Source organism: Alteromonas sp. B31-7 (genome assembly GCF_015767655.1).
Classification (GTDB): domain Bacteria; phylum Pseudomonadota; class Gammaproteobacteria; order Enterobacterales; family Alteromonadaceae; genus Alteromonas; species Alteromonas australica.
The window spans coordinates 1,353,459-1,370,394 of the sequence record NZ_CP065233.1 but is presented as its reverse complement, the minus strand read 5'-3'; the positions used below and the strand labels follow the sequence as shown (position 1 = coordinate 1,370,394).

The window sequence follows — 16,936 nt, the reverse complement described above, 5'->3', positions numbered from 1 at the left end:
AAAGCCTTTGAGCAAGTTTAGAAAGTCAATTTATGCGTGAGCACACTGAACTTTGAGAAAGGCTTTCGCCGCAGAGAGTTCGCTGTAAACCGTGGAGTTACTCAGGCTCATCTGAGTTTGTATTTGCTCCACTTCTTGTCCAAGATAAAAGTGGAGCAAGGCTATGCGATAGCATCTTTCATTGGCTTTTTCTAATGCGGTAAGGGCATTGTCAAATTCAACAAATAAGAAGGATTCAGTGGCGAGTTCAGGCAAGAGCACTTCAGACTGCAAGTCTGCTGTACGTTTTTTTGCTAGGCGCTTTTTCAATTCATCTTGAATCATCCACCGAACAAAAAGAGCGATATGGGTATAAAATTGTTCCCGACTGTCGAAAATCTCGTCTGGCGCGGTCAATTCTATGATGATGTCGTGAAGAATAGAGGTGGTATTAGGCAGTTTATCGGCGATATCCTTCTTACGTTGAACCCGCTTTACACCGCGAATTTGTTTTTTAACAATATGTTTAAGATGGTAATACACCATGCTGCGCAACTGATTTGCACTATCAAGATCGTTACTAACTACCCATTGGTTTAGTACCTCTGTGAAGTTATCTTGACCCCGAATGACCGAACCTACTTCCATGTTGCTTTCCTTTCTACATCTATACTGCTACGACACCATTGAGCCAAGCTCACTACACAACATCTTTACATTAGACCAAAACTTAGCAGATTTAAACAATATTAACAGTAACTTAAAAATAGATTGAGCGATTCCCCCCGTGTATAGCGTGTGGTCAGCGAAGTGGCACCACTATCACAAATTCAAACTAAACAGCATTATTAATAAAAAGTTGCCCTTACCCGCACTAACTCTCACACTAGGGTAAACCCATTAACAACAAAAATGATGTGAGTACGTTATGTCTTTCAATATGACTATTGATAATGAAATTGCACTTATTACTTTTGACGATGGCAAAGTCAATGCTGTAGGTTTCGGCCTTATTGACGCGTTTAATCAGGCACTCGATAGTGCGGAAGCAGACGCGAAGGCCGTGGTTATCTATGGCGGCGAGGGGAAATTTTGCGGCGGCTTCGATCTTTCAGTCATGAAAGGCGAGGACAAAGGCCAGCAACAGGCGTTGGTCAGCGCTGGGGCGGCTCTCGTTAAGCGGCTATACGCCTTTCCCAAGCCTGTTATTATGGCCGCCGAAGGCCATAGCATCGCCCTTGGCGCCATTTTTCTCATGGCTGCAGACTTACGCATTGGAAAAGATGGCGACACTAAATACGGTTTAAATGAAACGGCAATAGGTATGGTGCTGCCTAGTTTCGGCATGGAATTAGCGAAAGCGCGTCTCGCCAGTACTTCGCTAACCGAAGCATTACTATTTTCGCGTATTTATCAAGGTGAAGAAGCCGTGAAAGCGGGGTATCTCGATGCGGCAGTACCGCAGGATAACGTGCTAAACACTGCCATGAGTTATGCGGCTCAGTTAAAAATGCTTCCTTCTAGTGCATTTGCAGAATCTAAACGCCAATTAAGAAAAGAAACCTTAGAAAAAATGGGGGTCTAGGTTGTACCTTCCCCCGTTAGCTAGGTTGCTATAGAAAACGAAAACAGAGGGCAGTTTGACAAACCGCCCTCTGTTTTCCAGCGCTAGTGGACTGGACCAGACACATCCTCAATATCAGATTTAAGCTTATTTCTCAGCCCTAACTCAAAACTTAGCTCTGCCAAAACGAACAATGGGCCTATGGCAAGCCCCATAATATCGTCCACAAAAGCGGGTTTTTTCCCCTCATAGTGGTGGCCGATAAATTGTAAAATCCACCCACCCACAAAAATGCCAATAGAAATACTCAGCCAAAGTGATGTTGTCATCATGGCAATCGGTTGCGCCAAATACACCATGGCAGCCGTAATAAGCGCCATTACCGCCCCCAGTCTTAGGTCAAGTTTGAGGTAAAAGGCATTGCCAATGAACCACACCACGACCGCCGGGCTAACCAAAAACTCACCAACAAACGGAAATACCCCTTGAGTATAAGGTCGACTCAATAAACAAAACACAGAAAATACAATGAGCGGAATGCCTATGTAATGCGTATAAATATTTCGTTGATCTCTATGGTATTTTGCGTATTCAGATAAATGTTGCTCTAAGGTTTTCATTGTATTCACCCGCTATTAACAAATTATCTGTGAGCATACCGTGACAGGCATACATGAACTGTCAGCTTAACGACAATTCATATTCTGTTCACCCAGGCCAACTATACTCAGTCTTTTCAACGCTCCTATGTCAGTAAATAAGGATTTTTTATGCGAAAGCACCTCATTTTGATAGCCCCTATCTTTACCTTCTTTCTCGTATTATCAGGTGGTTGCTCGTCTACCCGTTCTCAGCAAACGACGTTGAAAACAAGCACAATGTTGCAAGGGCAATACACGGTGGAAGACGTAAATAAACGGGGAATTATCGACTATAGCCAGTTAACACTACGAGTAAATGGAAATCAGGTTTCAGGGAGTACAGGCTGTAATCACTTTACGGGCAGTATAGAAAGTCAGGGGGACGCACTGCATATTTCGCAACTTGCCGTTACCCGCAAGCTGTGCCCAGAAGCCCTTATGCACCAAGAGCAACAATATATATCTTCCTTGGAGACAGTAAATACACTGTCTATTAATACGCCTTATATCCTATTGAAAAACAGTAACAACAACAATGTTCAGGTTAAACTGCTAAAGACATCCCATGCATCTTCCCTCCAACCGAAACGCCAAGACGCAAGCGCTGGCGTTACTCACCTATTCCAGTGTGAAGATATTGGCATGATATCCATGATGTTTGTGGGGCCAGAAACCATCACACTCACCACAGCAACAACAAGCCAGACACTCCACCGAGAGAGAAGCGCCTCTGGGGCAAAGTATCGCCATGGCGACATGGTTTTTTGGAACAAAGGTCAACAAGGTATTTATAGAGAGCAAGACCACACCTATCAGTGCGTAAGTGTTTAAAAACGCCAGGCCACGAACCGGCTTTGTTTTTGCCCCTGCCCCATGTTTAGTGTCTTAATTTCAGCAGCATTATAATAGTTCAGGCTGGTATTAATGGCCTTTAAATGAGCTGACTTTGACACTAAACAGGTAAACCACCCCACTTGGCTTTTCACCACAACGCTTTCTTTTATCATTGTTTGAATGAAGGCGAGCTCTCCCCCATCACACCATAATTCATTAGACTGCCCTTCAAAATTCAGCGGTGGCTTAGATGATAGACGGAGCCGGCCTTTATTATTGGCGCGTTTATTTTTATGTCGTGACAGGTTCGCTACTTTTTTCACACTGCCTTTATTCGCATCAGACGCAGATTTATGAAACGGTGGATTGCACATAGTAAACGAAAAATAGTCATCTTCATGGATGATACCTGAAAAGATGCATGCTTTATTCGGCTGATGCCGCACACTAAACAACGAAGAAAGCGGGGGATTACGTTGAATGATAGTTTGGCAGTTCTCAATGGATTTTTTATCGATATCACTGCCAACAAATTGCCAACCAAACAGCTGACTTCCCAAAATAGGGTAAATGGCATTTGCACCAACGCCAATATCTAAACCTTTCACCTCACTACCAGATGCTCTTGGGGCTTTATTGGCGGTATCGGCCTGAAGTAAATCTGCAATGCCATGTAAATAATCAGCTCTACCTGGCACCGGTGGACATAGGTATCCAGCGGGAATATCCCAGTAAGTCATATTGTAATAGTAGGCAAGCAACGCAGTATTTAGCGCCTTAACGGCTGCAGGATTAGCAAAATCGATACTAGGCTGGCCACTTTTGGCTGGGGTGATGAATGCTTTAAGCGCGGGGTGACGCTTACAAAGCTTATCCATCGGATATCCATTTTTATGGGCATTGTTCGGATGCATAGTCGCTTTTCAATACAAAGAATAAGTACACGAATGTCGTGCTTTAAAGGGATAACTTGTGGCTCACTTCCATCTAGCTATTAAGTGATGAAGCACGGTGAACAGGATATCATATTGATAAACCTTACTCAGCTTTAGAACATGGTAAATAGGGTATAAGAGCAATGTCGTTGAATGTATCTAGGCAGACAGTGATAAATAACAGCGTGGGGATAAGAAGGTATTTAGAGAATTGGGCTAAGTATCAGGCCCGCTCAGGGCGAGCAGGCCATGAAACTGTATACAAGTAGTTACTAATGAACTACGTAGCCAACCAGGCTAAGGTTATTCAGACAGGTTACGAACAACCACGTCTTGTGCAGTGTATTCACGTGCAAAATCTGCAATTTGCTTGTTATTACAGATGATGTTTTCACCTTCAAGGTTGTACTGAGCTAGCGCTTGACGTGCGCCAACTTTAATTGCTGCTAAGCATGCTTTAGATGCTACGTTTTCATTTTTAGCAACAAGAGCCACTGTTTTTGCATTGCTAGAAACTTCGTTGTTTCTGTACATGTGTGCAAATGTTCTTAGGCTTTCACCGTTACAACGCACTGTTGCGCTGAATGTTTCTGCATCAAATCCATTTTTTCTGATGAAGCGTAGCGCTGGACCGAAACCTTCAGTCGCCGCAGTTAAACAGGCTTGAGTTTCAATATTCGCGTTAACAGGCTTAAGTACCACATCTTTGGCAAAAGACGATACGCTGATAACAGAGAAGGTAAGAGCAAGTGCAAGAGTAGACAGTTTCATTTTGTATTCCTATTTCGTAACTAAATTAGATTTTCATCAAAGTACGGATACATTATGACCAAAAATTACAGAAAATAAAGCATTTTCTTGCGTATTCTGATGTTCTCGATCGCTGATTCTGGCTAGCCCGATCAACTCTATTCCGGTCATTCGATCACAGACTTTTTCTTCACCACCCGATCAGTCTTTTATGCTTGTTAACTTCTTTTAATTTTAAAGAGGAAACAAGTATGTCAAAACCTACTGACATAGAACGCGTTAAAGCGGTTCTCTATCTTAAGCTTGATGAAAACCTCAGTAACCGGGACATCGCCAGGAGACTGAATGTGGGGGCTGCCACTATATCTGATATTCTCGGTAAATTCAGAACCCTGGATTGTGGCTGGCCGTTACCTGAGCATGCCTCCGATCAATGGCTACATCAGTCACTTTATCCTGACAGGAAAGCGGGCCGTATTAAACCTGATTATGGCCTGATGGATATTGAACTGCGGCGTAAAGGTGTAACTAAACTGCTGCTCTGGGAGGAATATCAGGCTAATTACCCTGATGCTTGCTATAGCTACAGCCAGTTTTGCGACAATTATCGTGAATGGAAATCCCAGCAAAAGCGCTCGATGCGATTTACGCATAAAGCAGGCGAGAAGCTATTTATCGACTTCTGTGGGCCGACATTACCGATTGTAAATCCCGGCACCGGAGAAGTGCGTAATGCCCAGGTCTTTGTTGCGGTACTGGGCGCGTCAAACTACACCTTTGCGATTGCCACAGAAAACCAGAAGCTCGAAAGCTGGCTGGAGGCGCATGTGGCTATGTTTGCCTTCTTCGGCGGCGTGCCGCAATTGCTGGTACCGGACAATCTCAAGTCAGCGGTCACCAGAGCCTGTCGATTTGAACCTCAGTTGAATACAGCTTACCAGTCATTAGCGAATCATTATGGCTGCGCCGTGATGCCTGCAAGACCTCTGAAGCCAAAAGATAAAGCGAAAGCAGAAAATGCCGTACTCATTGTGGAACGATGGATAATGGCAAAATTGCGGCATCAGGTCTTCCATACCTTATCAGGCCTTAATGTTGCTATTCGGGCGTTACTGCATGAACTGAATCAGAAACCATTCCAGCGATTACCGGGAAACCGACAAACCTTGTTTGAATCGCTGGATAAACCAGAGCTGGCCCCGTTACCCACAACACCATGGGAATACACTGAAATCCATATTGCCAGAGTCGGTATTGATTACCATGTCTTGTACAAAGACCATTTCTACTCAGTTCCTCACCTCTTTGTCGGCAAGTCAGTTGAAATACAGGCTTCTAAGCGGCTTATTCGGATTTACTACCAACGCGAGTGCATTGCACAACACATGCGTAGTGACCGAAAAGGTGGCTTTACCTGTGTTGATGAGCATATGCCTGCCAATCATCAGCATCAGAAATGGTCACCCGGAAGACTCAAGAACTGGGCAAAGCAGATCGGCCCTTCCACACTTGAAGTCACCGACGCCATTCTGCAAAGCAAACCACATCCAGAGCAAGGTTATCGGGCCTGCCTTGGGCTACTTAACCTTGCAAAGAAATACGGCGAAAGTCGCCTGGAACAAGCCTGTCGCCGGGCTATTGATATAGGTAATCCCTGTCGAGCCAGCGTGAAATCGCTGTTGCACACCCACCTTGATAATGCCCCGAAAGTGGATGACGTTGAAACGCCCAATCTCACTCATCACAACATCCGCGGCCCTAAATATTACAAATAAGGAACTCAAATGAACGATCTACTCATCCAACAATTACAGCAACTGCGCATGACAGGGATTGCGGATATGTTAAAACAGCAACGCGCTCAACCCAACACCTACTGTGAATTAGCCTTCGAGGAACGGTTGTCCCTGCTGGTTGACCATGAAATGAACCAAAGACGGACAAACCGCATCAACCGACTTCGTAAACAGGCACGACTCAGGTTAAATGCAACACCGGAAGAACTGTCATACGACAATGGCCGCGGATTACAAAAGCCAAGAATGGCCGATTTATTAAATGGCGGATATCTTAGTCATCATCAGAATATCATTGTTACCGGAGCCACAGGTGGCGGTAAAACCTATGTAGCTTGTGCGCTTGGTGAACAAGCGTGTCGCCAGGGAATACGTGTTGGTTACTGGCGATTACCACGATTAAACGAGCACTTACACATCGGTCACGCTGATGGCAGTTACACCAAGCAGCTAGCAACGATAGCGAAACAACAGCTACTGATCCTGGATGACTGGGGACTGGAAAAACTCACCGTCAAACAGGCAACAGACTTACTGGAGGTGGTAGAAGACAGGCACGGCGTAAGTAGCACCATCATCTGTAGTCAGCTACCTGTAGAGCAATGGCATTCAATGATAAGTAACGGCACGGTTGCCGATGCGCTACTAGATCGCCTCATCCACAATGCTCACCGGATAACCCTCACTGGGGAGTCAATGAGAAAGCAACAAACCATGAGGTAAATACCTGTGGCAGACTGCGGTCTGCCACAACTACTGATCGGGCAAGCCATAATACCAGTGATCGGGTGTATCAGAATTGGGGTGATCGAGAGGCCGGAATTAGTGATCGGGAAATGCCTAATACGCAATTTTCTGTAATTTTATTACGAAAAATAGGAATTATACGTAAAGATTACGTCAAAACTGAAAGTCATTTACAAAAAGTTATAATTTACCTCAAACTTGTTACAAAAATGGCATTTCAGTTACCTCAAACCTTAGTATCCTCTGGGCTTTCTTGGCAAAGCGCTGCGTTGAATTCGAGGGAGCATTCTGATGAAAAACGAAAATGAGAGGGGAAAAAACCGTAGAAAAGGGAAATAAGCAGAAATTTCTAGCCCGCCAAAGGCGGGCATTTTGTTATTTTATTACAGAACAGAAGAATTGAACAAAGCGTCACTGCGCACATGCATCCCTTACAAAATTAAATCATGCATCCAGTTTAATGAAGGAAGTTGCAGCTCTGGTTGATAAAATAGTCGGTTTAGTCTGCCCAAGAGGTTCACTGGCCGACTGGGATCATGGGACTTCACTCTATGCTGGCTTTCCGTTTGTAAGAACTCCCACGGTTGTAAATTCAGTTCATCAATATGAGCTTGGCTTACACCTAGCGACGACAATGTAGAAAGTATGCGCTCGGTCTTGCTTTGCGTTATCGGTAAAATGGCATGGCTATAAAGGTCATTTAAGGGCGCCCCCACCGCTTCAAGTGTATGATATATGGCTGACCAAACAGCATCATGATCGAACGTCCAGCCCCGTGGCGCATAATAACCTTCAACTTCCCATTCTAATTCTGCATTGCTGGCTGCCACAGAGCTTTCCACCTGAGGTGAATAGGATAAGTCAGGTTGGGCACCAATATTATATGCGTCCACACTCATAGCCACGCAAATGATAAGGTCGCCACAGGCGACTGAATTTCTATACAAGGCCTCGAAAGCCGCGCGTTTTACCCCCATCCATCCGTGCACGCGTGAAGGCTGTTCAACAAAATGCCTCACATCGTTAGGCAAATCTTCGCCATAATTTTCTATTAACAAAGGAAGTGGATTTTGATCTGGCGCTTCGTCAGGCATCCAAACTTCGTATTCTTGCCTGTTGTCAGCTTTACCACGGCTTTTAATTCCGTAAGACAAATTAACAGGACGACAAATACTTCTGTCTTCATCTACTTTATGAAAATATTCAGATCGCATGCGTTTAATAAAAGGCGCATCTAAGCCGGCAAGCGCCGCCGTGGGATAGCGGTATCCAATTTCAGAATGCTTCACCATGCTCAATCCAGGAACATGCTCTACCAACTTTGATTTTACCCCCTCTAAAACATTCACTTTCGGTAAAACAATACTTCGTTCTGGCTCTATGGTCAGTCTCTGTCCGTCATCGGTCACAAACTTTGGTGTTTTATGAAATTCATACTGCGGGAAACCAAGCTCAGCAACGGCGGCATTACGGTAATGAGATAAATCGCTGAATAACGCGGCGTGGTTTCTTATATGTTTAAAAAGCGGGCGGTGTTCGTTCATGCTACTTCTTCCAAAATACGGCTAAAGGAACGGCGTTTGGGGCTCATTTATTTGTGCTTGGTTCCAATTAGAATAACGTTTGAAAAATGAAAATCTTGTCACCAAACTACCCCGTTTTACATTCACCGTCTAGACGTAAAAACTTAAACCAAATATCTTCACCTACCTTATCGTAGGCTTTCACTATCTCGGTAAAGTCTCTACGCAACTGCTCATCAATAAGGGGCGCAGGAAGGAGAGGATCAAAAACAAGTTGACGTAAGGCTCTGTCGCCCACTAAATAACTGGCCTTTGCTGCGTCGTTTAAAGGCAACTTCGGCAATTGCGACAAAGACGTTTCTAACGCGGCTGCGCTTTCCCTGTAAGATTGTTCCAGTTGCGAGGTATTCCACAGTCTTTTCGCCTGCCCCTCATGCTCATCATCGAGTTGTGACAAGGCAAACACTAAGGCTGTTTTTTCTAACCCTATGCTATGCAGTTGGCTCCTCACCGCACTGACACCATTGCGGATATTATTGGGGCGTATGTATAAATCAGCTGAAAGTTGCTGCATGCCTACCAAGCTCAGCGCCCGTTCGCGTGCGCGAAAGGCTTTTCTGTCACTTTTTTTCAGTTCACTGGTATTCACACACACCCAATCGCCCTGCCATCGGCAAAGTAAAGACTCGGCTTCGCGCCAGTGATTCACTTGCTGTGCAAATGCAACACCTTCTGCGCCCAATGTATAGCACCCGCGCTGGGCTTTATTTAGCAAATTTGAGGCGACTAACCTATTCAGCGTCACCCGGATGTTGTTCTGTGAAATACCAAAAAGTGCGCCTGTTCTCACCGCACTTTGTACATCCATTCTCACCCCCTCTCTTGAACTAAATAGCTTAAGCAGCAAATGGCGGGGAACAGGCTTAGCGCTTTGAGGGGCGTGCGAGGGTGATGATAGGAATGGCATTGCGTTCACTAGGAAATTATTAAATAAAGATGTTTAAACACTGTACCCCAAAAGCAGAGTTCAACAAATGCAGAATTCTACCCATCACTAATATTACACAATTTGACAATAATTACATTTAAGAGTAATAGTTGATTTATCCTATTTCACTCGAGATCGCCCCATGAGCTATTCTGACCGCTTCGATACCCACATTGTTGAAAACCAGCCCACCCCACCCACACCTTATAACCTATGGTCAGAAGACCCTATGCTATTGCATTGGACACAATGCAATAGCATAGGGGAAATGCCAGAGGTGCTGCATCATTATGGCCAACTGGCTGGGCACAGCTTGATGGATGACGGTGAACACGCCAATAAACATAAACCTGAGTTACACCTTTTCGATAGGTATGGCCGGCGAAGAGATGAAGTACATTTTCACCCGAGTTACCACCGCCTTATGGATAGTGCCATGAGCAAGGGTGTACATAACTATTCTTGGCAGCACAAGAATAAGGGAAGTGCCCATATCGTGCGAGCCGCATTGCTCTTCATGCATTGCCAAGCAGACGCGGGGACGACCTGCCCCCTCACCATGACCCATGCCGCTGTACCTGCATTAAAGCAAGCAAAACATCTACCACCTTACTGGTTGGAAAAGTTAGTACATGGCCAATACGACCCTCGTGACATACCGGCGATGGATAAAGCGGGTGTCACCATAGGTATGGGAATGACAGAAAAACAAGGGGGGTCTGATGTGAGACGCAACACGACAAAAGCTATCCCAAATGACGATGGAAGCTATTCCATTATTGGCCATAAGTTTTTCTTTTCAGCTCCCATGTGCGATGCGCACCTTATTTTGGCTCAAACGGAAGGCGGTTTGAGTTGCTTTTTGTTACCACGAATTTTAGAAAATGGGCAACGCAATCATGTGCGTATTCAGCGATTAAAAGACAAACTGGGGGACTGGAGTAATGCCTCATCGGAAGTTGAATTTACCGGTGCGACTGGCTTTCTGATAGGTGAAGAGGGGCGTGGTGTGCCGGTGATTATCGACATGGTATCGTTAACACGACTAGATTGTATGATTGGCTCCTCTGCGCTAATGCGCCAAGGTTTGGTACAAGCTGTCCATCACGTGAGTGAGCGAGAAGCGTTTGGAAAGCGGCTTATTGAGCAGCCCCTTATGAAAAACGTGATTGCCGATTTAACTTTAGAGTGTGCTAGCCATGTTGCCTTAACCATGCGTGTAGCCAAAGCCGTAGATGCCGCCGAAAATGACAACACTGAAGCCGCGTTCGCCCGCATAGCCACTGCCATTGGCAAGTACTGGATATGTAAACGCACAGCCACCTTCATTAACGAAGCACAAGAATGTTTAGGTGGTATAGGTTATGTTGAAGAAAACATACTTCCCCGCTTATATCGTCAAGCGCCTCTTAATTCCATTTGGGAGGGCAGCGGCAATGTTCAGTGCCTAGACGTATTGCGCGCCATTGCGAAAGACCCTCAATCTAAACACGCGCTTTTTCAGGAATTAACGCATGCTCGTGGGAAAAACCGCCATTACGACAACTTTGTTGTAGAGCTAACACTAGCGTTCAACCAACATGAAGACATAGAGGTTAGAAGTCGTTTACTTACTGAAAAAACGGCGCTTGCCCTTCAAGCTGCTCAGTTGCTAAAACATGGTGAAGGTGTTTTAGCGGATGCCTTTTGCGAAAGCAGGCTATCGCATCAGCATGGAATGGCGTTTGGTACGTTACCTGCCCATGTTCCCTTTGATGACATCATCGCCACCGGCTTGGTTACGCCTCGCCAATAGAGATTCTTTTAAGGAGTGCCAATGTAAACACACTTTACATTTAACCCCGCGCATTCAATAAGGGCTTGGGGTAAACTAGGCTATTTGCCCCTTAAATGACCATAGGATTATAAATGAACGTTAAAGTGCTTTCCTTCATTGCCATTGCCAGCCTACCTTTGAGCGCGCCGGCGTCAGCAAATGATACGTTAAACCAACTGAAAGGCTTACTTGGCAACCAGACAACCGCTGAAGCCGCCACATCTACCGACAGTACCGTAGATTTAAGTCGCCTTGTTAGTCTTGTTTCAGACAATCTTGACGTCTCAGAAACCCAATCTGAAGGCGGGATTGCGTCGGTAATGAATTACGTACAAGGAAATTTATCAAGCACGGATTACACCCAACTGGCTAGCAATATACCAGGCATAGATTCATTGTTAAATAATGTGCCTAGCTTAAGTGGCACGTCTACAACAAGTTCAAGCTCATCGTTGACCGGCTTACTCAATAAAGCCTCCGAATATAGCGACACGCTAAAATCAGTGAACGATCTTAAACAACAATTCGAAGCGTTAGGCTTATCTACCGACATGATCAGCAGCTTTGTAACCCAAATATCCAGCTACTTAAATTCGAATGCCAGCGAAGAAACCCAATCTTTATTTACGTCAGGCCTAGATAATTTACTAACAGCGCTTTAATCTAGAGCGAAGGGCTGCACACATTACATCTTAGTGCTGCAGCTCTCTTCACGCCCATCACTTGGCAACAACTCAACCTTCACAGATAGTACATTTATGTCTTTTAAAAATGCTCAGCTTGCGTTTAGTCGTCAACCTAAATGGTTTCGAATTACTTCTTACTTAGCAACCGCCTATCTGTGTTACGCCATTATTCTAGGCGCTGTCATACCTGCTGTGCTAAAAGCAAAACTGCCTAACATGGCTGCAGACGTGTTAGGCAGACAGGTTGAACTTAACGACGTTAGCATTAATCCGTTTTTACTCAACGCCGAGCTTTCCCAATTCACAATCTTCGAACAAAATGGAAAAACGCCCTTTTTCACGGTAGAAAGTTTTGCCCTTGATGTTGCCTTTTTACGCTCGCTTATTACGCTGACGCCGACCCTAGAATCGATAGACATTAATGCCCCTTATGTTCACCTTGCACGGTTAGACAACCGCGCCGACAAAGCCAACACGCAGTTGAATATCAGCGATATTCTTACAACACTGGCGGCATCAAATGCTCAGAGCAACGAGGTCACAGACGAGGAAAGTGTGGGCGACATTCCCCATCTAAGGATTGCAAAATTTCAGTTGCAGCAGGGACATGCATTATTTACTGACCAAATCACGGGCGCAAAACTTGACTACCCACAGCTAGAATTCGTGCTTAATGATATCGATACACGTGCAACGATAGCCACTGAACCTCAAACGCAACAAGTCAATCGATATGCCTTTGATATCACTACTGCGGAACAGGGTCATGTGTCGATGCGGGGTGATTTTCAACTTGCGCCGCTTGTCGCCACCACGCAAATATCGTTGTCGAATATTGCCTTAGCCCCCTTATGGCCGCTTTCCGACAATGCCATTTCAGCCAAACTGGATCAAGGTACCCTAAACCTTGACTTTATCGCCAAATTTGAAGCCCTCACAGACACCTTTGCGTTTCATTTAAACGAAGGTGAATTAAGCCTTAATGACATTGTTTTTTCTTACCAAGACGAAGCGCTGGTTAACCTTCCGGTTTTAAAGCTTGAAAATATGCGTATCAACAGCCTTATCCAACAGGTAGACATTGAACATATTGGCATTGAAGGGTTAACCGTAAAGGGCGTATATGACGATAAAGGGCTCAATTTACAGCGGCTATTTTCACCTCATTTAGCTACCACCAACGATGATAATGCACAGCAGAATAGCCCTTCTGCAGCTACCTCAGACTCTTCCGACGATACCGCCTCTGATTGGCGAGTAGAGTTATCAACCTTTTCTTTCATACAAGGGAGTCTTCAACTTCAAGAGCGTCAATTTAACGACAATACCTTTTGGCACCTTAGCCAATTATCATTAGAAACGGGGCCCGTTTCTTCAACACTCGCCAATCCTATCGATTACTCTTTTTACACCGCTATTTCAGCAAGTAATAGCGCAGAAGGTGCTAGTAGTGAAAGAACAAAAGGCACCTTTAGTAGTGTAGGTAGTGTCGACGCCACCACGCAATCCGTGAAAGGATGTGCAGAAATCCATCAGTTTGAGTTAGACCAATTCCAACTATACGCAGAAAGATATGCACGCATCACCATTGAAGATGGCGCATTTTCGTCCACGCTCGCTTTTAAGGCCAGCGCTGACGGCCAGATAGACCTTCACGCCAACGCTGATATAAGGTCACTGAATGTACTCGATAACACGCAATCTCCTTTATTGAAATGGCAGTCATTGTCATTGTCTGACATTCACTATAGCGCCAAAGAAAACGGGTTAACCATTAACGATGTTATTTTCGACAGCCCCTACGCTCGCATGGTTATTGATGAAAATAAAGCCACGAATATCAGTGCGTTGCTTGTTCCGCAAGCCACGCATTCTGCAAATGAAAGTGCGATAACTAAAGCGCAAGCGCCCACGACTCAAAACAAGGACGCAATGGCCATAATGGTCAACCATGTAGGCATTAAGGAAGGTAGTGCTTACTTTGCTGACCATTCTTTAACGCCACGTTTTGCCTCAAAAATAGACAGGTTAAATGGTTACGTCGATAACTTAGATTCACGCAGTGATAGCGCAGCAAACGTCAATATAGAAGGTAAAATTGATGGCTATGCACCGGTGCAACTAAAAGGGCAGATTAACCCACTAAAAGAAGATATCTTTCTAGACCTTCTATTCTCTGTAGATGGCGCTGAGCTAACCTCTGTCAACCCCTACTCTGGCACCTATATGGGGCACTACATAGATAAAGGGCTCTTATCACTTGATGTAGAATACACCCTTAACCACAATCAACTCCAAGGGAATAACCATGTGGTGATTGACCAGCTCACGCTAGGGCAAAAATCCGATTCAGATCAAGCCCTAAGTCTCCCGTTAGGACTGGCCATCGCACTTCTAGAAGATAGCCAAGGCGTGATTGACTTAGGGCTAGAAGTATCGGGAGATTTAGACAGTCCCACATTTGGCTTTGGCTCAATTATTCTCAACGCCCTTGGCAACTTGATCACTAAAGCGGTAACCGCTCCATTTAGCTTACTAGCTAATTTGGTGGGCAGCGACGACGAACTCGACCACATTGCCTTTGCTCCGGGCAGTTCTTACATTAGCAAGCAAGGTGAAGACACCTTAGATACGCTTACTAAAGCGCTAAAATCGCGGCCTCGATTGAGGGTGAATATTGAAGGTACTGTCGATGCGGTTAGCGACGCCACGGCGCTAGCAGAATCTATGGTTAAACAAGCTATATTAGCACGTACGAATCTGTCGACTCTGCCAGCGGATTTAACCGCCAGCTCGGTACCGCTTAGCGGCGAAATTACAGATGCACTCACTGCGCTATACAGCGAAACATTCAATAGTGACATTCAACAGGAACGTCAACATATCTTGTCTACATTACAACAAGAAAAAGCTCAAGAGGAGGGGAATGAAGCAGCCCTCCCTTATATACCTAGCGAGGAAAGCGTGCAACGAGTGTTGAATATCACCATGTATAACACACTAAGAAATAAAGTAACGATTACCGAGGCTGAACTTGCGAACCTTGCGGAGTCACGGGCAAAGGCGGTGAAAGGTTACTTGGTGAATACTGGCGGCCTGGAAACGACACGGGTGTTTTTACTGAACAGCCAACATCATTTGCAAAGCGAATACAGTGGCGTGGAATTAACGCTTGAGGCCAATTAAAATAAAGCGATAACGTTCAACAAACAGTTAAACAAGGGCGTTGCTTAGCAACGCCCTTACGAGGCTAAGCCTTCTTTAAATGTGGGGCGCAAGTGTCTGCGACTTTACTGGCATCAAATATTTCAATCCAATAACCATCAGGATCTTTGATAAACGCGATGCCTTTCATGCTGCCATCATTCAACCCTTTTTGAAACGGCACACCCATTTCGCTAAAGCGTTCACATGCCGCTTCTGCGTCAGGTACATGAAAACCAATATGACCGAAGCCTTTTGGTTCGCTATTACCACTGTGGTAATCAACGGTATCTGCACTATCACCCCAATTGTGAGTAAGCTCCAACATGGCTGGACGAGCGAAAGTTTGCTCGGTGCGCTTTTCAATGTTTGAACTAATATCGGAAAAGTCTTCACCTGCCGCTAGAAAGTATAAACTAAATTGCATTTCCTCAAAATCGAGGCGCTTTAGTAATGTCATGCCCATTACCCGGGTATAAAAATCGAGAGAACGCTTTGGTTCAGCAATACGCAGCATGGTTTGATTAAACACAAACCCTTTTGTAGCCTCATCTTTTTCTTCACACAAACCTTCGGCTTGGTCAAAATGCCGGCTCATTACATACTCCTTATTTTATCGCTAGTCACGTTATGGAAAATGAGTTTCGAAAGAAAACCCGTTGAATTACACTTTCCCCCATACGGAATTCGATGGCGAATCGGTCTTTTTCGGCGCCGTATTTTCTTTTTTACGCGCTGTCCCTACGCTTTTACCTTGTGCTGTACGCTGTGATTTCGTGGCAGGAGCGTGAGATGCTACAACGCTCGATGTGCTTGCCCCTTTTCCACCGCTTCGATACTTTTTCACCATTCCCTGTAGCAAGTTACGAACAACTTGGTCACCAGCAGGTTTGTAGTTTCGATGGTCTGGCTTTCGAAATAAGGCCGAGAGTTCACTTTTGCTCATTCGAAATTGAGCCAAATTTAAAATGGCAATAATGTCTTCATCTTTATAACGCATTGCAATTCGAATTTTGCGTAACAGATCGTTGTTACTCAACCTTGCATTAGCGGCCAGCTCTCCGGGCTTCTGCCCTTCTTGCTTTCCTCTATTTTTAATAATTAAACCATCGAGAAATAGGGTAATAATTTTATCCCTGCAGGGTAAATATCCTTCTTCTTCCTCTTTTTTCATGATGGCATGGAGGTACGCCATGTCCATGTCATAATCAGCCAACTTAAAAATACTGATGGCGGCGGTGTCATTTATTGCAAGTGCGTATCGAAGACGACGTAACACATCGTTATGGAGCATTGGTGAAAGCCTTTATTAACTGGGGGTGCGTACCGTAAGGGTAATCTGTCTATTTTACCGCAGATTGCGCTTTCTCGCTACGTACACGCCATCACGCCAGTAATATCTTCGCAAAGTAGCTAAACCAATCTCCTTTTCCTCCCGTACGCAGCTATGAACCCACATGCCTACCGTCAGCC

15 protein-coding genes are annotated in these 16,936 nt (G+C 44.9%); 7 read left to right on the top strand and 8 right to left on the bottom strand.

Features of this window, described 5'->3' with window-relative positions; translation table 11 throughout:
- Positions 1-30: 30 nt before the first annotated feature.
- On the bottom strand, positions 31-627 hold the full coding sequence (locus tag IUA53_RS05730; RefSeq protein ID WP_044448150.1) for an ECF-type sigma factor: 597 nt from the start codon (positions 625-627) through the stop codon (positions 31-33).
- Between the two features lie 280 nt (positions 628-907).
- On the opposite strand from IUA53_RS05730, the gene IUA53_RS05725 reads away from it, so the two are divergent.
- Positions 908-1,564 carry a crotonase/enoyl-CoA hydratase family protein gene (locus IUA53_RS05725; protein WP_044057690.1) on the top strand — a complete coding sequence of 219 codons (657 nt, stop codon included), beginning with the start codon at positions 908-910 and terminating at the stop codon, positions 1,562-1,564.
- An 83-nt stretch (positions 1,565-1,647) separates the two neighbouring features.
- On the opposite strand, the gene IUA53_RS05720 is transcribed toward IUA53_RS05725, so the two are convergent.
- Positions 1,648-2,163 (bottom strand): Mpo1 family 2-hydroxy fatty acid dioxygenase, encoded by a 516-nt coding sequence (locus tag IUA53_RS05720; protein WP_044057691.1) that lies wholly within the window; start codon positions 2,161-2,163, stop codon positions 1,648-1,650.
- A 150-nt stretch (positions 2,164-2,313) separates the two neighbouring features.
- On the opposite strand from IUA53_RS05720, the gene IUA53_RS05715 reads away from it, so the two are divergent.
- The gene (locus tag IUA53_RS05715; RefSeq protein ID WP_052806686.1) at positions 2,314-3,015 is read left to right on the top strand and encodes an META domain-containing protein; all 702 of its coding nucleotides are present in this window, start codon (positions 2,314-2,316) and stop codon (positions 3,013-3,015) included.
- Here IUA53_RS05715 and rlmF read toward each other — a convergent pair.
- Together rlmF and IUA53_RS05705 are read right to left on the bottom strand one after the other, a co-directional pair.
- Positions 3,012-3,932: a 23S rRNA (adenine(1618)-N(6))-methyltransferase RlmF gene (gene rlmF / locus IUA53_RS05710; protein WP_044448152.1), complete on the bottom strand. Its 921-nt coding sequence runs from the start codon at positions 3,930-3,932 to the stop codon at positions 3,012-3,014. The genes IUA53_RS05715 and rlmF overlap by 4 nt on opposite strands.
- 324 nt (positions 3,933-4,256) lie before the next feature.
- Positions 4,257-4,724: a hypothetical protein gene (locus IUA53_RS05705; RefSeq protein ID WP_044057693.1), complete on the bottom strand. Its 468-nt coding sequence runs from the start codon at positions 4,722-4,724 to the stop codon at positions 4,257-4,259.
- A 230-nt stretch (positions 4,725-4,954) separates the two neighbouring features.
- On the opposite strand from IUA53_RS05705, the gene istA reads away from it, so the two are divergent.
- Together istA and istB are read left to right on the top strand one after the other, a co-directional pair.
- The gene (gene istA, locus IUA53_RS05700; RefSeq protein WP_071979583.1) at positions 4,955-6,478 is read left to right on the top strand and encodes an IS21 family transposase; all 1,524 of its coding nucleotides are present in this window, start codon (positions 4,955-4,957) and stop codon (positions 6,476-6,478) included.
- A 9-nt stretch (positions 6,479-6,487) separates the two neighbouring features.
- Complete coding sequence (istB, locus tag IUA53_RS05695) at positions 6,488-7,222, top strand: IS21-like element helper ATPase IstB (protein ID WP_071979584.1); 735 nt, start codon at positions 6,488-6,490, stop codon at positions 7,220-7,222.
- A 455-nt stretch (positions 7,223-7,677) separates the two neighbouring features.
- Here the strand turns inward: istB and IUA53_RS05690 are convergent, their stop codons facing one another.
- Together IUA53_RS05690 and IUA53_RS05685 are read right to left on the bottom strand one after the other, a co-directional pair.
- Positions 7,678-8,790, bottom strand: coding sequence for a hypothetical protein (locus IUA53_RS05690; RefSeq protein WP_044448154.1), 1,113 nt, complete (start codon positions 8,788-8,790; stop codon positions 7,678-7,680).
- A 106-nt stretch (positions 8,791-8,896) separates the two neighbouring features.
- On the bottom strand, positions 8,897-9,637 hold the full coding sequence (locus IUA53_RS05685; RefSeq protein ID WP_082052915.1) for a PaaX family transcriptional regulator C-terminal domain-containing protein: 741 nt from the start codon (positions 9,635-9,637) through the stop codon (positions 8,897-8,899).
- A 262-nt stretch (positions 9,638-9,899) separates the two neighbouring features.
- Here IUA53_RS05685 and IUA53_RS05680 point away from each other — a divergent pair, with 262 nt between their 5' ends.
- The 3 genes from IUA53_RS05680 (at position 9,900) to IUA53_RS05670 (ending at position 15,445) form a co-directional block, all read left to right on the top strand.
- Complete coding sequence (locus IUA53_RS05680; RefSeq protein ID WP_196898683.1) at positions 9,900-11,552, top strand: isovaleryl-CoA dehydrogenase; 1,653 nt, start codon at positions 9,900-9,902, stop codon at positions 11,550-11,552.
- Positions 11,553-11,665: 113 nt separating this feature from the next.
- Positions 11,666-12,235: a DUF2780 domain-containing protein gene (locus IUA53_RS05675; RefSeq protein WP_044448157.1), complete on the top strand. Its 570-nt coding sequence runs from the start codon at positions 11,666-11,668 to the stop codon at positions 12,233-12,235.
- A 96-nt stretch (positions 12,236-12,331) separates the two neighbouring features.
- Positions 12,332-15,445, top strand: a complete 3,114-nt coding sequence (locus tag IUA53_RS05670) for a DUF748 domain-containing protein (RefSeq protein ID WP_196898681.1) — start codon at positions 12,332-12,334, stop codon at positions 15,443-15,445.
- A 64-nt stretch (positions 15,446-15,509) separates the two neighbouring features.
- Here the strand turns inward: IUA53_RS05670 and gloA are convergent, their stop codons facing one another.
- Positions 15,510-16,061 carry a lactoylglutathione lyase gene (gene gloA / locus IUA53_RS05665; RefSeq protein WP_044448161.1) on the bottom strand — a complete coding sequence of 184 codons (552 nt, stop codon included), beginning with the start codon at positions 16,059-16,061 and terminating at the stop codon, positions 15,510-15,512.
- Between the two features lie 66 nt (positions 16,062-16,127).
- Positions 16,128-16,757, bottom strand: a complete 630-nt coding sequence (locus tag IUA53_RS05660; protein ID WP_044448163.1) for a DUF1456 family protein — start codon at positions 16,755-16,757, stop codon at positions 16,128-16,130.
- Positions 16,758-16,936 lie beyond the last annotated feature (179 nt).

What these genes read in the sequence shown, in the direction of transcription:
- IUA53_RS05730 (WP_044448150.1), bottom strand. Translation starts at nt 627, where the DNA reads ATGGAAGTAGGTTCGGTCATTCGGGGTCAAGATAACTTCACAGAGGTA.
- IUA53_RS05725 (WP_044057690.1), top strand. Translation starts at nt 908, where the DNA reads ATGTCTTTCAATATGACTATTGATAATGAAATTGCACTTATTACTTTT.
- IUA53_RS05720 (WP_044057691.1), bottom strand. Translation starts at nt 2,163, where the DNA reads ATGAAAACCTTAGAGCAACATTTATCTGAATACGCAAAATACCATAGA.
- IUA53_RS05715 (WP_052806686.1), top strand. Translation starts at nt 2,314, where the DNA reads ATGCGAAAGCACCTCATTTTGATAGCCCCTATCTTTACCTTCTTTCTC.
- rlmF (WP_044448152.1), bottom strand. Translation starts at nt 3,932, where the DNA reads ATGCATCCGAACAATGCCCATAAAAATGGATATCCGATGGATAAGCTT.
- IUA53_RS05705 (WP_044057693.1), bottom strand. Translation starts at nt 4,724, where the DNA reads ATGAAACTGTCTACTCTTGCACTTGCTCTTACCTTCTCTGTTATCAGC.
- istA (WP_071979583.1), top strand. Translation starts at nt 4,955, where the DNA reads ATGTCAAAACCTACTGACATAGAACGCGTTAAAGCGGTTCTCTATCTT.
- istB (WP_071979584.1), top strand. Translation starts at nt 6,488, where the DNA reads ATGAACGATCTACTCATCCAACAATTACAGCAACTGCGCATGACAGGG.
- IUA53_RS05690 (WP_044448154.1), bottom strand. Translation starts at nt 8,790, where the DNA reads ATGAACGAACACCGCCCGCTTTTTAAACATATAAGAAACCACGCCGCG.
- IUA53_RS05685 (WP_082052915.1), bottom strand. Translation starts at nt 9,637, where the DNA reads ATGGATGTACAAAGTGCGGTGAGAACAGGCGCACTTTTTGGTATTTCA.
- IUA53_RS05680 (WP_196898683.1), top strand. Translation starts at nt 9,900, where the DNA reads ATGAGCTATTCTGACCGCTTCGATACCCACATTGTTGAAAACCAGCCC.
- IUA53_RS05675 (WP_044448157.1), top strand. Translation starts at nt 11,666, where the DNA reads ATGAACGTTAAAGTGCTTTCCTTCATTGCCATTGCCAGCCTACCTTTG.
- IUA53_RS05670 (WP_196898681.1), top strand. Translation starts at nt 12,332, where the DNA reads ATGTCTTTTAAAAATGCTCAGCTTGCGTTTAGTCGTCAACCTAAATGG.
- gloA (WP_044448161.1), bottom strand. Translation starts at nt 16,061, where the DNA reads ATGAGCCGGCATTTTGACCAAGCCGAAGGTTTGTGTGAAGAAAAAGAT.
- IUA53_RS05660 (WP_044448163.1), bottom strand. Translation starts at nt 16,757, where the DNA reads ATGCTCCATAACGATGTGTTACGTCGTCTTCGATACGCACTTGCAATA.